This window comes from Allosphingosinicella deserti (assembly GCF_003012735.1).
GTDB lineage: Bacteria > Pseudomonadota > Alphaproteobacteria > Sphingomonadales > Sphingomonadaceae > Allosphingosinicella > Allosphingosinicella deserti.
This window is the reverse complement of the sequence record NZ_PXYI01000006.1, coordinates 190,758-205,571: the sequence shown is the minus strand read 5'-3', so window position 1 is coordinate 205,571 and position 14,814 is coordinate 190,758. Positions and strand designations below refer to the sequence as shown.

Annotated in this window: 13 protein-coding genes; 5 read left to right on the top strand and 8 right to left on the bottom strand. The window is 67.6% G+C overall.

From position 1 onward, the window contains the following. The first annotated feature begins 36 nt into the window (after positions 1-36). The 3 genes from C7I55_RS18485 to C7I55_RS18475 are packed head-to-tail and all read left to right on the top strand — an operon-like array spanning position 37 to position 5,920. The gene (locus C7I55_RS18485; RefSeq protein ID WP_106514496.1) at positions 37-1,566 is read left to right on the top strand and encodes an efflux transporter outer membrane subunit; all 1,530 of its coding nucleotides are present in this window, start codon (positions 37-39) and stop codon (positions 1,564-1,566) included. A 2-nt stretch (positions 1,567-1,568) separates the two neighbouring features. Continuing rightward, positions 1,569-2,846, top strand: a complete 1,278-nt coding sequence (locus C7I55_RS18480) for an efflux RND transporter periplasmic adaptor subunit (protein ID WP_106514495.1) — start codon at positions 1,569-1,571, stop codon at positions 2,844-2,846. Further along, positions 2,843-5,920: an efflux RND transporter permease subunit gene (locus C7I55_RS18475; RefSeq protein WP_106514494.1), complete on the top strand. Its 3,078-nt coding sequence runs from the start codon at positions 2,843-2,845 to the stop codon at positions 5,918-5,920. Before C7I55_RS18480 ends, C7I55_RS18475 begins: the two co-directional genes overlap by 4 nt. A 111-nt stretch (positions 5,921-6,031) precedes the next feature. Here the strand turns inward: C7I55_RS18475 and C7I55_RS18470 are convergent, their stop codons facing one another. From C7I55_RS18470 to C7I55_RS18460, 3 genes are all read right to left on the bottom strand, one after another. Next, positions 6,032-7,459, bottom strand: a complete 1,428-nt coding sequence (locus tag C7I55_RS18470; RefSeq protein ID WP_158266492.1) for an SDR family oxidoreductase — start codon at positions 7,457-7,459, stop codon at positions 6,032-6,034. 11 nt (positions 7,460-7,470) lie between these two features. Beyond that, complete coding sequence (locus tag C7I55_RS18465; RefSeq protein WP_106514493.1) at positions 7,471-8,085, bottom strand: pyridoxamine 5'-phosphate oxidase family protein; 615 nt, start codon at positions 8,083-8,085, stop codon at positions 7,471-7,473. Between the two features lie 152 nt (positions 8,086-8,237). Next, a complete protein-coding gene (locus tag C7I55_RS18460; RefSeq protein ID WP_158266491.1) occupies positions 8,238-10,844 on the bottom strand; it encodes a putative bifunctional diguanylate cyclase/phosphodiesterase in 2,607 nt (868 codons plus the stop codon). Between the two features lie 188 nt (positions 10,845-11,032). Here C7I55_RS18460 and C7I55_RS18455 point away from each other — a divergent pair, with 188 nt between their 5' ends. Continuing rightward, positions 11,033-11,425: a GFA family protein gene (locus C7I55_RS18455; RefSeq protein ID WP_456297920.1), complete on the top strand. Its 393-nt coding sequence runs from the start codon at positions 11,033-11,035 to the stop codon at positions 11,423-11,425. 23 nt (positions 11,426-11,448) lie between these two features. Here C7I55_RS18455 and C7I55_RS18450 read toward each other — a convergent pair whose 3' ends face one another. Both C7I55_RS18450 and C7I55_RS18445 read right to left on the bottom strand, forming a co-directional pair. Then, positions 11,449-11,913: a RidA family protein gene (locus C7I55_RS18450; RefSeq protein ID WP_158266490.1), complete on the bottom strand. Its 465-nt coding sequence runs from the start codon at positions 11,911-11,913 to the stop codon at positions 11,449-11,451. An 88-nt stretch (positions 11,914-12,001) separates the two neighbouring features. Further along, positions 12,002-12,619 (bottom strand): cysteine hydrolase family protein, encoded by a 618-nt coding sequence (locus C7I55_RS18445; RefSeq protein WP_199192907.1) that lies wholly within the window; start codon positions 12,617-12,619, stop codon positions 12,002-12,004. Positions 12,620-12,671: 52 nt separating this feature from the next. Here C7I55_RS18445 and C7I55_RS18440 point away from each other — a divergent pair, with 52 nt between their 5' ends. Continuing rightward, positions 12,672-13,154 carry a GNAT family N-acetyltransferase gene (locus C7I55_RS18440; protein WP_158266489.1) on the top strand — a complete coding sequence of 161 codons (483 nt, stop codon included), beginning with the start codon at positions 12,672-12,674 and terminating at the stop codon, positions 13,152-13,154. Between the two features lie 161 nt (positions 13,155-13,315). On the opposite strand, the gene C7I55_RS18435 is transcribed toward C7I55_RS18440, so the two are convergent. The 3 genes from C7I55_RS18435 to C7I55_RS18425 form a co-directional block, all read right to left on the bottom strand. Further along, positions 13,316-13,528 (bottom strand): KTSC domain-containing protein, encoded by a 213-nt coding sequence (locus C7I55_RS18435; RefSeq protein WP_106514490.1) that lies wholly within the window; start codon positions 13,526-13,528, stop codon positions 13,316-13,318. Between the two features lie 52 nt (positions 13,529-13,580). Then, positions 13,581-13,892 carry a YybH family protein gene (locus C7I55_RS18430; protein WP_269845224.1) on the bottom strand — a complete coding sequence of 104 codons (312 nt, stop codon included), beginning with the start codon at positions 13,890-13,892 and terminating at the stop codon, positions 13,581-13,583. A gap of 107 nt (positions 13,893-13,999) precedes the next feature. Continuing rightward, positions 14,000-14,809, bottom strand: coding sequence for a 2OG-Fe(II) oxygenase (locus C7I55_RS18425; protein WP_106514489.1), 810 nt, complete (start codon positions 14,807-14,809; stop codon positions 14,000-14,002). Positions 14,810-14,814 lie beyond the last annotated feature (5 nt).

The window sequence follows — 14,814 nt, the reverse complement described above, 5'->3', positions numbered from 1 at the left end:
TATGATACATGGTATATCATAAGTTAGGGTTCGACCATGTCCGATGCGCCCGCCTCCGGCGGATCCAACGTCATCGGGGGGAAAGAAGTTGCCGAGACTCGCGTCGTGCCGGGGGGCCCGGCGTCCGCTGTGCGCTGCGTTCCGCTGCTGCTGGCGGTGGCGCTCATCGCGGGCTGCACGACCGGACGGACTCCGCGCCCTCCGGAGGTGCGGCTGCCGCAGGTGTTCGACGCCGCAACCGTCGCGGGCGCGACCATCCCGCTCGACCGCTGGTGGACCGCCTATGACGATCCGCAGCTTGCCGCCCTCGTCGACCAGGCGCTGGCCAAGGGCTTCGACACCCGCACCGCGCTCGCCCGCCTCGAGGAAGCGCGCGGTCTTCGCTCGGCCTCGCTGGCGCAGCTTGGGCCGCAAGGAAATATCGAGGGCAGCGGCGAAGTCCGCCAGACCGAGGATCTCGGCGGGCAGCAGGGCGTCGACATACCGGGCATTCCGTCCGGCTTCTCGCTGACGCCGAGCGGGCTCAGCGGCACCGCCAACCTCGATTTCAACGTCAGCTACGAGCTCGATTTCCTCGGACGTCGTGGCGCCGCCAGGCGCACGGCGGAAGGCGATTTCGCTGCCGCGCGGTTCAATGCGGAGGCGTCGCGGGTGGCGGTGACCGCGGAGATAGCCGACACGTTGTTCCAGGCCCGCGCGCTTGCCGTCCAGCTTGAGGATGCGCGCGCGACCTTGCGAATCCAGGAGGATCTGCTCCGCGTCGCTCGCATCCAGGGCGAGCGCGGACTTGCCCCGACGGCCGATGCGGCGCGGGTCGAGGCAGACGTCGCCCAGGCCTCGGCCCAGCTTCGCGACCTCGATGCGCAGCTGAGGACGCTGCGGCGTTCGATCCTGCTGCTTACCGGCAATGCCGGTGCCGATCTCGACACGGTGCCGGTCGCGCCGGTGCTCGGCCCGATCCCGGCGCCCCCTGCCCTGATTCCCGGCGACCTTCTCGTCCGCCGGCCGGATGTGCGCGAAGCGGAAGCGCGGATCGAGTCCGCGGCAGGCAATTTGACCACAGCGGAACTCGAGCTGTTTCCCCGCATCTCGCTTCGCCCCGGCCTTGGTCTCGGCCTGCAGCGCGGCACCTTCGAAAGCACCACGGCTTTCTGGGCGTTCGGCATCGGCCTGAGCCTGCCGGTGCTTGATCGGAGTCGGCTGCTGGCCGAACTGCGTGCCTCCGGCGCGCGTGCCGAGCAGGCGGTGCTCGCCTACGAACGCGCCGTCCAGACCGCTTATTCCGAGGCCGATCAGGCGCTGACCCTGCTCGAGGCCGATCGCAACCGCTTCGGCGTGCTGAGCGCCGGCGAGGCGCGCGCCCGCGTCGCCTACGACGCAGCGCAGCGACGCTACCAACTCGGCATCGACAATCTGACGACGGTGCTCGACGCCGAACGCGCCTGGCGCAGCGTCCGATCGGCGGCGGCCGGGGCCCACGCCCAGGCGCTGCGCCGAAGCGTCCAGACTTTCCGGGCCTTTGGCGGCGGCTGGTCGCCCGAACCGCAGCCGGTGCGAAGCCGATGACGATGAGGAGAGAGATTTTGCGCGCGACCGCGATCGCAATTTGCCTGGCCCTGGCCGCGTGCGGCAGCGACGACGATGCCGCGCCCAAGGCGGAAAGCACATTGCGGGACGTGAGCGTCACCCGGATCGAGCTTCGCCCCCTGCTCGGCGGGATCACCGCGTCCGGCGTGCTGGTGGCGCGCGAAGAAGCGGCGGTCGGGGCCGAGGTCGGCGGCTACCGGGTCACTCAGGTGCTTGCCGAGGAAGGCGATTTCGTCCGGGCCGGCCAGCCGCTGGTGCGCATGGATCCGACCCTGCTCCAAGCCCAGATTGCCGAGCTGCAGGCCAATCTCGCCCAGCAGCGCGCGCAGGCCGCGCAAGCCGGTCGCGAGGCGGCGCGTGTCGCCGGGCTCGACCGCGAAGGCGTGGTCGCGACCGAGCAGATCGAGCAGCGCCGAACCGCGGCGACGACGGCGGCGGCGCAGGTTCGCGCCGCGCAAGCGCAGATTGCCGAACTCCGCACCCGGCTCGGCCGCCTGACCATCAACGCGCCGGTTTCCGGGCGTATCCTCGAGCGCACGGTGCGCCCGGGCGACATCGCTGCGGTCGGAGGAACTCCGATGTTCCGAATCGCGCGCAGCGGCCTCGTCGAGCTCCAGGCCGATGTGCCGGAGACAGAGCTCGGCACCATCCGGGTCGGCCAGCCCGCCCAGGTCGAGTTGCCGAGCGGGGAGACGGTGACCGGCAACGTCCGTACTCTTTCTGCCGAGGTGAACGGACAGTCGCGGCTCGGCGCCGTGCTGATCGCCCTGCCGGCCCGGCCCGTTCTCCGCGTTGGCGGCTTCGGCCGCGCCAATTTCAACGGTGCGATCAGCCAGACGCCGGCGCTGCCCGAGGACGCGCTCCGGTTCGATGCCGAAGGCGTGTCGGTGATGGTCCTCCGAGCCGGCAACCGTGCCCATCGCATGCCCGTCCGCACCGGACGCCGTGCCGGTGGCTGGGTCGAGATCGTCTCGGGTCCGCCGGTCGGCACCATTGTGCTGCTCGGCGGCGGTGCCTTCGTGCTTGAAGGCGAGCAGGTACGGCCGGTGCGCGGCACCGCTCGCGCCAGCACCGGCGGCGCTTCCGCTCCGAGCGCGCCGGCGCGGCCCGCAAACGCGCAGAATGCTCCGGCGGCGACCCGCGGCGGCGGGAGCGCCCTGACACCCCCGCAAGCCGGAGCAAGCGGCCAATCGGGTCAGACCGGCGGCCCTGTGGCGGGTGCCGCGGGTGCGACCGGCGCGGGGGGCGCCGGCCGATGACCGAGCATCACGGCGTCGCCGGAATCTCTTCCTGGGCGATCCGGAACCCGATCCCGGTGATCGTGCTGTTCGTGGGTCTCAGCATCGCCGGAATTGCCGCCTATCTGTTCCTGCCGGTGAAGCAATTCCCCGACGTCTCCTTCCCGGTGGTTCAGGTCTCGGTGATCCAGGAAGGCGCCGCGCCGCAGGAGCTGGAAACCCAGGTGACCCGGCTGATCGAGGACGCGGTGACCAGCGTCTCCGGGGTGGACAACGTCACCTCCACGATCACCCAGAGCACATCGCTGACCACGATCGAGTTCGAGGTCGGCGACGATCCCCAGCGCGCCACCGATGACGTCCAGCGTGCGATCGACGAAATCCGCAGCGAGCTGCCGCGCGAGATCGAAGAGCCGATCGTCCGACGCCTCGAAATCGATGCCGCACCGATCCTCACTTATGCAGTTTCGGCCAAGGGGATGAGCGAAACCGAGCTCAGCTGGTTCGTCGAGGACACGATCGCGCGCGAGCTGATGGCGCGGCCCGGCGTCGCACAGGTTGCCCGGGTCGGCGGTGTCGATCGAGAGATCAATGTCGTCCTCGATCCCGGTCGGATGTCGGCCTACGGAGCCACCGCCGCCCAGATTAACGAGGCGCTTCGCGTATCGCTCGTCGACACCGGCGGTGGACAGGCGCGGGTCGGCGGGCAGCAGCAGAATATCCGCGTGCTCGGGGCCGCCGAATCGATCGACCAGATCCGGCGCGTCGAGATTCCGGTGGCCGGCCGGGTCGTCCTCCTCGGCGACGTCGCGTCGATCGGCGCCGGCGCCGGGGAAGAACAGGGTTTCGCCCGTCTCGACGACAGGCCGGTGATCGCGTTCCAGGTAATGAAGAGCCCGGCGGCCAGCGACGTCGCCGTCGAGGACCAGGTGCTCGCCGCACTCGATCGCCTGCGCGCGGCGCATCCGGGCGTCACCATCGATCTGATCGTCTCGACGGTGACCGAGACTCGCGAGAGCTTCACCGCGACCGTTCACGTCCTCGTCGAAGGCATGGTGCTGGCTGCGCTGATCGTTTTCCTGTTCCTGCGCGAATGGCGTTCGACGGTGATCGCCGCGCTCGCGATGCCGCTGTCCCTGCTGCCGACTTTCGTGGCGATGTGGCTGTGCGGCTTCACCCTGAACGTCGTAACCCTGCTCTCGCTCACTCTGGTGATCGGGATCCTCGTCGACGATGCGATCGTCGAGATCGAGAATATCGAAAAGCGGATCGAGCGCGGCCAGAGTCCTTATCAGGCCGCGCTCGAAGGTGCCGACGCGATCGGTCTGGCGGTGATCGCGACGACGATGGCGATCGTCGTCGTGTTCACGCCGGTCTCGTTCCTCGGCGGAACCGTGGGCCAGTTCTTCAAGGAATTCGGCCTCACCGTTGCGGCTGCCGTGCTCTGCTCCCTGCTGGTTGCGCGCCTGCTCACACCTCTGCTCGCCGCCTACTTCCTGAAGCCGAGCCGCAAGGCGCACGAGGAGCGCCCAATGCGGCCCTTCTATGCCAGGAGCCTCGGCTGGGCGCTCAACCATCACAAGTTCTCGGTTCTGCTCGGCGGCCTCTTCTTCGCCGGTTCGATCATGCTTGCGGGATTGATCCCGGCCGGCTTCATGCCGCCGAGCAATCCCGGCTACATCTTCCTCGAGGCGCAGGCGGCGCCCGGGGCGACCCAGGCCGACATGGAGCGGATCGTCGAGGCGACCACGCGGCTGATGCGCTCCAATCCGGCGGTCGCCCGGGTGTTTTCGCAAACCGGTGCCAGCACCAATGCGGCGAGCGGCGCCGACCTGCGCCGGGCGACGATCACCGTGATCCTCAAGGAGGATGCGGACGTGACCACCGAGGCCTTCCAGACCCAGATCCGCCCGTCGCTGCGCCGGATACCGGACGCGCGCGTGGTCACCCAGGGCGAATGGGGACGCCCCGATCTGGAGATCGTCCTCTCCGGCGAGAACGGGCCGCTGCTCGAACGCACGCTGCTGCAGCTGGAGCGGGAAATGCGCGGCATCCCCCAGGTCGCCGACCCTCGTCCGGCGACCCCGCCGCCAGGGCCCGAGCTCGTCATTCGTCCGCGGCTTGCGGAAGCGGCGCGGCTCGGCGTCAGCGCTCAGACCATCGCGTCCGCCGCGCGGGTGGCGACGATCGGCGAGATGGATGCCAACGTCGCGATGTTCACCGAGGGCGAGCGCCGCTTGCCGATCCGCGTCCGGATCCCGCTCGAGGCACGGCAGCAGCTCGGCACGATCGAGGCGATGCAGGTGCCGACCGCATCCGGCGGGACGACGACGCTCGGCGCGGTCGCGGACATCGGCTTTCAGCCAGGCCTCGGCCGGATCGACCGCTTCAACCGCGAGCGCCGTGCCGCCGTTCAGGCCGACATTCCACTCGGCATCACGCTCGGCCAGGCGACCGACGCCGTCGACAAATTGCCGGTACTCCAGAATCTCCCGCCGGGCGTGAGCATCACGCCGACGGGAGACGTCGAGCAGATGCAGGAACTGTTCCTCGGCTTTGGCGCGGCAATGGCGGCCGGCGTGTTCATGATCCTTGCGGTCATGATCCTGCTGTTCCGCAGCTTCCTCAAGCCGCTGATCATCCTCTCGGCCCTGCCGCTGTCGATCGGCGGCGCCTTCCTGGCCCTGCTGCTGGTCGGGCTCGACCTCACCCTGCCGGTGCTGATCGGCATCCTGATGCTGATGGGTCTCGCCGCCAAGAACTCGATCCTGCTGGTCGAGTTCGCGATTGAGCGCGAGCGTGAGGGCGCCAGCCGCCGCGATGCGATCGTCCATGCCTGCCACGAGCGTGCCCGCCCGATCATCATGACCACCTTCGCGATGGCCGCCGGGATGCTGCCGACCGCGATCGGCCTCGGCGAAGGCTCTGCCTTCCGTCAACCGATGGCAGTGGCGGTGATCGGCGGACTGATCAGCTCGACCGCATTGTCGCTGGTGCTGGTGCCCGTGGTTTACGAGGTAATCGACCGCCTCGAGCAGCGGATCGCCCCCAAGCTGCGGCGGTTCATCACCGAACCGGAAGCCAGGAGCGCGTAAGACACGGCCTTTCGGCCAGATTGCCGCACTCGACGGCACGCACCATCATGGTGTCACGTGCCTGGCGCGTGGCGCCCCCGTTTCTTGGCGACACGGGGGCGCCTTAATGGCTCAGCCGCCGACCTGCGCCGTATCGAAATAGGTTCGGAAGCTGCTGATCCGTTCGCCGTCATGTTCGATCACGCTGACGCCGCCATAGCGGAACGGGACGCCCTTGGCGGAGGTACCGCTGCTCACCCATTCGAGGAAGGCGCTGCCGTCGACGTCGACGACCTTTCGAAATTCGGACCGGATTTGTGTGAACGCACCGCGATAGCTGCTCCAGAAGCGCTCGGCGGCGTCCTGCCCGCCCGCCTCGTGTTTGACCAGCGGATTGGAGATTTCGGCACCGTCGGCGAACAGGCCGACGATCGTCCCGGTCTCGCCGCCCTCCTCGAGGTGGCGCAACGCGTCGATGAAGCGATCGGCAAAGCGGGTCATTCTCGTCTCCTGGATGGTCGTGTCGGCGGCGTGGCCGCTTCGCCGCGCCGACATGCGCTCGGCGACGGCTCCGATCAGCTCGATCCCCGCCGCCGCCGCCGCGAAGGGCAGCCGGAACGGGCTCTTCTGCGCTTCGAGAAATAGGCTGGTGCGGCGGACATGGACGTCCTGCGCGCCATGGACCTCTCCGTCCGCCCGCGGCTCGTAGAGATTGTCCCGCTTGGCGGGGTCGCCGGGATCGCCGGGCTTCTGCTGGGCGGAGACGCCAAGCGCCTCCATCGCAAAGTCGGTCATGCGCGGTGCGGCGCGGCCCATCAGCGAAATCAGATAGCCGCTCCCGCCGACATAGAGCTGGCGGCGCGGCACCTCGCAGGCATGAAGGATCGCATCGGCGACCAGCGCCGGATCGTAGAGCATCGGCGGCAGACGCGGAGGCGCATCCATGTAGCTGCGGGCATGTTCGGGATAGGGCGTCGCGATCGATCCCGGCTTGATCAACGTCACCGATACCGGTGCGCCTTCCCGCTCCAGTTCCATGCGCAAAGCGTCGGTCACCGCCTGCACCGCATGTTTGGATGCCGAGTAGGGACCCTGGAAGATCATCGCCCGATCGGACAGCACCGATCCGACGTTGATGATCGCCCCGCCACCGCGTTCACGGAAGTGGGCGAGCGCGACGAGCGAGCCCTTGAGCAACCCGAAATAATTGACCTCGAAGACTCGGCGCTGATCGTCGATCGGAACTTGCTCGACGGAGCCGTAGGTCGCTGCGGCCGCGCAATTCACCCAGGAATCGAAGCCGCCGAACACCTCGATCGCAGTGGCGGCGATCCGCTCGACTTCCGCCTCGATCGCCACGTCGGCGGCACAGATCGCAACCCGGCCGCCGCCCGCACCGAGATCGTCCCGGATCGTCTCCAGCGCCTCGCGGTTCCGCGCTGCAATCACGACCGCCGCGCCCCGCGCGACCGCCGCGCGGGCGGTCGCCAGACCGTTGCCGCTCGACCCACCGGTAATGACGATGGTCTGATCGCGGACGGACTTGAGGCGCGGCGCCATCCTGTTTCTCCTCAGGCGGTCGGGCCACCCATGCTCGGCGCCTCGAGCTCGTCGCTGCCCTGACGCATCGCCTTGTCGTAATCGCGCGCGGTTTGCGCGTCGGGCCGAGCGCCGCTGCCGATGAAGCCGCCGCTCTGTCCAGCGCCGCCCATGTCGACTTCCTCGACACGTCCGCCGTCGGGCGGCGTCTGGGTGGCGACTGCTTTCAGCACCTTGCCGGTGTAGATGAGGTTGCTGCTCGTCGAATCCCACAGCTTGGCATCTTCAGGCTCGATCGTGATCAGCGCGACATCCTCGCCGTTGGGCCCCTGCGGCAGCCAGGCCTCGACCCACATCGACCAGAGCTCGCGCAATTTCTCGCGGTCCTGGCTGGTCCGGGCGGTGCCCGAAATGGACAGATAGGTGTTCTTGTGGGTGTCGGAATAGCCGAGATTTACCGGGGCCGAGCCACCGATCTCGCCGACCTTGGAATCCAGGCGGGTAACGAAATAGATGCGGTTCTCCTCGGGACGGGCAATGCTGCCCATCGGACGGCTGGTGAGCTTGCCGTCTTCCTCGACGGTCAGCATCGCGATGCGCTGATCGGCGATGATCGCCCACACGTCGGCCTTGCTATCTTCTGCCATGCGGCATTCCTTTCCTGCACGAAGGCGCCGCTCGGCGGCGCCGGAGATCGTCCACGAAAGAACAGGTCGGATGCGCGGTCGTTCCTACCCGCTTTGTGCCATATCGCTGCCGAGGCGGCGTTCGTCGCTTGCGGCGGCGGTCCTCGGTGCGATCAGGCCGCTTGCTGCCGCGCCGGGAGGGCCAGCAGCAGTGCGCGGACGGCGTCGGCCGGAACGGCACGGGAGTAGAGGAAGCCCTGCCCCAGCGCGCACCCCATCGCCATCAGCCAGCTCCCTTGCTCCACCGTCTCGATGCCTTCGGCCACGACGTCCATGTCCAGGCTCCTGCCCAGATTGACCACCGCCGAGACGATCGCCGCCGCATTTTCGCTGGTGGCGACGTCGCGTACGAAGGAACGGTCGATCTTGAGGATGTCGACCGGGAATTGCTTGAGATGCGACAGCGAGGCGTAGCCGGTCCCGAAATCGTCGAGCGCGATCCGCACCCCCGCTTGGCTCAGCCGCGCCAGCGTCTGTTCGACTGCATTTGCGCCGCGGCCGAGGAACACGGTCTCGGTCACTTCGATCTGCACGAGTTCGGGCGCGATCGCCGCGGCGGCAAGCCGGCCGAGCAGGCGATCGGCGAACCGGCCGCAGCGGAACTCGGCCGCCGACGCGTTGATCGCGACGTGGCCGAAGGGCAGGTCGGCCGCGCGGAAGCGGCAGATGTCGGTGACGACGCTGTCGATGATCCTCTCGCTGATCGCGCCGGCAACGGCGGGGTCATCGAAGGCGGCCACGATCGTGTCGGGGCCGTGGACGCGCCCGCCGGCATCGCGCCAGCGCAGCAAGGCCTCGAAGCCGATCACCCGGCCGGTCTTGAGATCGACCTTGGGCTGATACCAGGGCTCGATCCGATCGGCGGCGAGCGCGTCTCGGGCGAGCGAGACCATCGACATCCGGCTCTGCATGGCGGATCGCATTTCCGGCTCGAACAGCTTCAGATTGCCGCGGCCGTCGGCCTTGGCCGCGTACACGGCGATGTCGGCATGTTTCAGCAGTTCCGCGCGGCTGCGTCCATCGGTCGGGAACAGGCTTGCGCCGATGCTCGCCTTCAAATCCAGGACGGCGCCCGCATGCACATGCGGTGCTCGCAGGCGCTCGAACAACCGTGCGGAAGCCTGCTCGACCGCCGACCCGCTCGCGACGCCGGTGAGGATGATCGCGAATTCGTCACCGCCGAGCCGGGCCACGAGATCCCCGGGACGCACCGCGCTCCGCAGCCGCTCGGCGAATTCGCAGAGCAGCGCGTCGCCGGCGTCATGGCCCAACGTGTCATTGACCTGCTTGAAATCGTCCATGTCGATCATCAGCAAGGCGAACGCGGACTTCCCCTCGCCGGCGAGCGCATCGACACGGTCCTGGAACAGACGCCGGTTCGGAAGCCCGGTCAGGCTGTCGTGCGTGGCCAGCCAGCGCGCCTGCTCCTCAGTCGCCTTGCGCGCCGTGATCTCCCGGAAGAACACGGTAAGTCCATCGTCTTCGGGAACCACGCACATTTCGTACCAGGCATTGCGCGGCGGAAAGTGGATTTCGCGCGATGCCGGGCGGCGATGCGCCAGCGCCTGGAGGAAGCAATGGCTGAACGCCTGGCGCTGATCGCTCGAGAAGAGATCGAGCAACGAGGTCCCGATCTCGGCACTGGCGCCAAGCTGCTCGCGCGCCTTGTCGTTGAGGAACGTGAAGCACCAATCGCTGTCCACAGAGAACACGCAGTCGCTGGTATTTTCGAGCACGCGCTGGACGCGGGCGGCGCCGCGCTCCGCCCGCAGTCGACTCTCCTCGGCGAGGCACTGGGCGGCCTCGCGCTCGGCCACCGCGGCCACCGCTTCGGCCGCCCTGCGCACCGCTTCGTGCTCGAGCTGCCGCTGGTAGGCGAGATCGCTCTTCAGGCGCGCGATGCGCCGCGCCGAGACGGCAGTGATCAGCAGCAGCCAGCCGACGAGCAGAATGAGATGGAAGTGCGCCGGTGAGATCAGCGCGCCCTCCAACGTGATCCGATCGACGCGGAAGCGATGCGGACCCGCACCGGGGGCACTTCCCGTCTGCAGATCGACGGACACGACATTGTCGAACTGCGGACTGGCAAGCTCGGGCGTGATGCGATTGCCGTTCACCCACCAATCGGCAACGGCGAACTGGTCGAGCGGCAACTCGATCCGCTGGAATCCCTGACGGACCGGGAATTCGACCCGGTTGAACTTGTTGCTCTCGTTCTTACCCGGGAGGCTGTAGCGCGGATCGTGATTCTTGAGGTGAATACGCAGCCGATCCCCGGGCCCCTGGTAGTTGAGGTCGATGGTGATCGTGCCGCCGTGCGAGAAATCATACCCACGCGCAAATCTGTCGGGATCGAACAGGATTTCGAACCCGCAGAAGGGATATTCATAGGCGGTCCGCAGGATGCACGACCAGGCCAGCGGCCTTGCAGGATCGAGCTGTCCCTCCGAATTTCCGTCGAGATCCTTGTCGCCGTAGACATGGCCGACGAAGCCGCGCGTATTGACCGGGTCGATCACCAGCGTGCGCCGAAGCAGGGAATCCTGCCAGATCACCAGGCAGACGGTGGCGACCATGAGACCGAGGAGAACGATCTCGATGCCGAACCTCGCCGCGTGGCGCGCGGTGACACGCATGCGCGTGCGCAGACGGCCCATGCCGCCACGGCGGATCGTCCTCCCAACTCTTTGCCGATCGAATTCGCGTTGCAGCGTCACCACCTCCGAAACCTCCCATCCGACCTGTGTCACTGAAGGATCAGGAGCCCGTTAACGCCCTTCATCGGCGTTCTGCGTAGTCGCGTCGGCGCAGGAGGGCGGAGGAGCGCAGGAGGGCGAAGGGGTTGCGGCTGAGCGCGCGGCGTGGAAGATCCGCGGCGGGAACGTTACGACCTAGAGTCAGGACTAAGATGCGCGACGCGATACACAGGGGATCATGCCTTTGCGGGGCCGTGAGGTTCGAGATCGAGGGGCAGTTGAAGGCGCCCGACGCTTGCCATTGCAGCCAGTGCCGCAAGACATCCGGTCATTACTGGGCCTCGACCGACCTCAAGGAAGCCGACCTAGGGCTCGAGGGCTCCGAGAACGTCACCTGGTTCCAATCGTCCGAAGGCGTGAAGCGGGGCTTCTGCGCCACCTGCGGCGCCAGCCTGTTCTGGAAGCCGATCGCCAAGGACGTGATCGCGGTCGCGATGGGGGCATTCGACACGCCGACCCGGACCCATATCGAGATGCACATCTTCGCCGCGGACAAGGGCGATTACTACGACATCGCGGACGGCCTGCCGCAGCGCCCGCAATGACACTGCGCATATGATCGAGGAACCTACCGCACCGGCACCGCGGCGATCGCCTCGACCTCGACGAGATGTTCGGGCCGGGCGAGCCCGCTGACATAGACCCAGGTGCTGGGCGGTGGCGCCATGCCCTTGAACATCATCGCGCGATGGGCCCGCAACCGGGCCATGTCGGTCGGCCGCGCCACGGCATAAACCGTGACCTTGACGATATGATCGGGCCGCGCGCCCTGCGACGCAAGGATGATCCGGACATTCTCATAGGCCTGCACGATCTGGTCCTCGACACTGTCCGGGAGCGTGCCGTCCGGGCGGTTGCCGATCTGGCCTGCGACATAGAGCATGCGCGCGCCCGGCGGAACGCTCGCAACGTGGCTGTAGCCTCCCAGAGGTTTGGCGACGCCGGGCGGGTCGGCCTTCTCCACCGACTGCCCGGCGGCCGTAGCGCTCACCACCACAGCACCCAGCAATGCCGCGCCCGCGATAGCAACCAAGTCGCGCCCCCGTCTCATCGGCTTCCCCCCGCTTGCAAGGTGCCGGTATCGCACGGATCGGCGGGGCTAGAAACGGTCGCCGCCTCGCTCAGCCGGCGAGGACCTCCTCCGCCGTGCAAACCGTCGCATATTCACCGGCGAGGTTGGCGAGCGAAACGCGGTGAATGTCGTCGGCGCGCCGGGGCCGTCCGTCGAGATCGGGGCGATCGAAGGTGAAACAGGCGTCCGACACCAGGGTCACGGAGAAACCGAGGCAAGCGGCCGCGCGTACCGTTGCCTCCACCGAGTAGTTGGTAGCGACCCCGACGACGACCAGACTGCCGATCGAGCGGACACGCAGGAACCGCTCGAGGCCGGAACCCGCAAAGGCATCGGTGACATGCTTGTCGACGACATGCTCTCCGGCCGCCGGCAGAAACGCATCCTGGAAAAGCACGCCCGGCTGGCCCGGACGAAAGCCCGATGCCGGATCGCGCGAGATGTGGCGGACATGGACGATCGGACGCAGCGCCGCGCGCCAGGTCGCGAGCAGGCGTGCGATGTTCGCTTCCGCATCCGGATTATTGCGCGGCGGCGTGGCGGGATCGGCCATGCATTGCTGCATGTCGATGATGGTGAGCGCAGTTTCGGGCGTCGGCATGACGGGGCCATTCTCCGGGACGAAGCGAGCCTGCGCGGCATTGCCCAGCAGACCCGGCAGGAACAAGAAGATCCGTACGTCTGCACGGGGAAGTAAGAGAATGCTGTACGGATCCGCGTTGAAGACCGCTCATCTGACGATCCGTCCCTTCCGCCCGGAAGACGTTGAGCCGCTCGTGACCCTGTTCGCCGATCCGCTGGTTCACCAATTCGTCGATGAAGGGCTGCCGCTGAGCCAGGATGTTGCCCGATTGTGGGTCGCGCGCTCCAACGAGAATTTGGCCTCTTTCGGATTCGGAACCGGCGCGGTGGTCGAGAATGCGAGCGGCCGGCTGATCGGCTGGGCAGGATTTGCGCGGCCAGGCGACGGGAGCGAGGAGCTGATCTACGGTCTTGCCGCCGACCGGTGGGGACAGGGCCTCGGGCGCGAATTGCTGGAGTCCCTGCTTCGGTTCGCCGAAAGCCGCGTTATCTCCCCGGTGCGCGCCACCGTCGATCCAAGGAACGACCGGTCGATCGCCTTGCTGACCGCAGCCGGCTTCAGGCTCGCCGAACGAGGTCACCGTGGCGACCCGGACAGCGATCTCTACCTGCTCACATGATCCCGTCGGTTCGCGTTCCAAAGCCACACATCGGAAGATCACCGCCAAGCCCGCAGGACGGGTCAGCTAGTTAGGCGGTTGCGCTTCTGATCGATAGGAAGGGACGTGCGCAAGAGCGATGCCCTTGCGAAGCTGTCAAGCTCCCAACATGGTGAACCGAATCACGCAGCGTCGCTGACTGGCCGCTGCTCATACGCATAGCGGCCGCGAATATGAGCGTTGAAGTGACGTCCTTTGGCGAAGGCGGCGCGGAAGGCCGCGGCGGCTTCGGGCGGCACGTCGCGATAGACGTAGCGGCGGCCGGTGGTAAACAGCACGTCGAGCTCGCCGCTGTCCTCGCGATAGTCGAACCGGCGGATGATCGTCGACGGCATGGCGGTGTAACGAGCGTGGCTCGTCTTCCGATCCGCGCACCCTTTCCAGAGCTCAGCTGCGATAGCATCCGGTCGAGAGCATCACCTTCCCCTGCGCATCGAAGATCATCGTCTCCACCGTCCGCCGCCCGGTCTCGTCGCGGAAATGCAGGGCCAGCGCGCTGTCGCCTATGAACAGGTCGATCAATTCGAGCCGCAGGGCCGGCCGCCGCTTCAGGCCTTCGGTCCAATAGGCCCGGAGCGCTGCCCTGCCGACGACGAGGCCGTCCCCGATCAGCGCGCGCGCAAAGGGCGAGTGGAATCGAATATCCTCGGTATAATGACCGAGGATCGCGTCGAGATCGCGCCGGTTCCAGTCGGCGATCCAGGTCGCGGCGAATGCCTCTGCCTCTGACTGCTTGATGATGCCTCTCCCTCCGGCCGATGGATGGACCAGAGACTCCGTTCGAGCAACGGGCGGTGACCGCAGGCTCAGGCGGCGTCGTGGAAGATGATGCCGAGCGTATGGCGCCGCCCCGCGCGCAGCGGGCTGACGCCGTGTCGCATGATGACGCGGTAGCTGCCCCTTGCGCCTTGAACAGGACGCTGGTTGACCGCGAAGATCGCCGCCTCTCCCTGCTGCAGCGGCACGACGTGGACTCGCGACTGCATCCGCGGGCGCTGCTCGGTCAGCACGAACTCGCCGCCCTCGAACCCGCGGCCGGGCTCGGAGAGCAGGAAAGCGGCCTGGAGCGGAAAGGCGAGCTCGCCGTAGAGATCCTGATGCAGGCAATTGTAATCGCCGGGCCCGTAGCGCAGCAGCAAAGGCGTCGGCCGCATCTGGCCCGCGGCGTGGCAACGGCCGAGATAGTCCTCGTGATCCGCCGGATAGGCGTCCGTGCCGGCCTGGCCGAGGCGTTCGCGCCAGCTCTCCGCGGTCGGCACCAGACGGGCATAAAGATGCCTGCGGAGCGCCGCGACCGTGTCCGGCAGCGGATAGGCGAAATATCGATATTCCCCCTGCCCGAAGCCGTGCCGCGCCATCACGACCCGGCTTCGGAAGGGCGCATCCGAATCGTAGAGGGCGGCGAGCCGTTCGCATTCCTCGGGGGTGAGCAGCGGACCGGTGGTGGCCCAGCCCTGACCGTCGAGATCCCGCGCGATACGGTTCCAGTCGAGCGCTAAGAGCCGTGCTGCAATCGGGGCGGAGGCAGTCCCGCTCGGTTGCGCGCGGGTCGTATGCTCCGTCCGGCCTCGGAGGTTCACGCCTGTCTCGGCGGCATCGGCATTCGAACTTGGCATGCTCG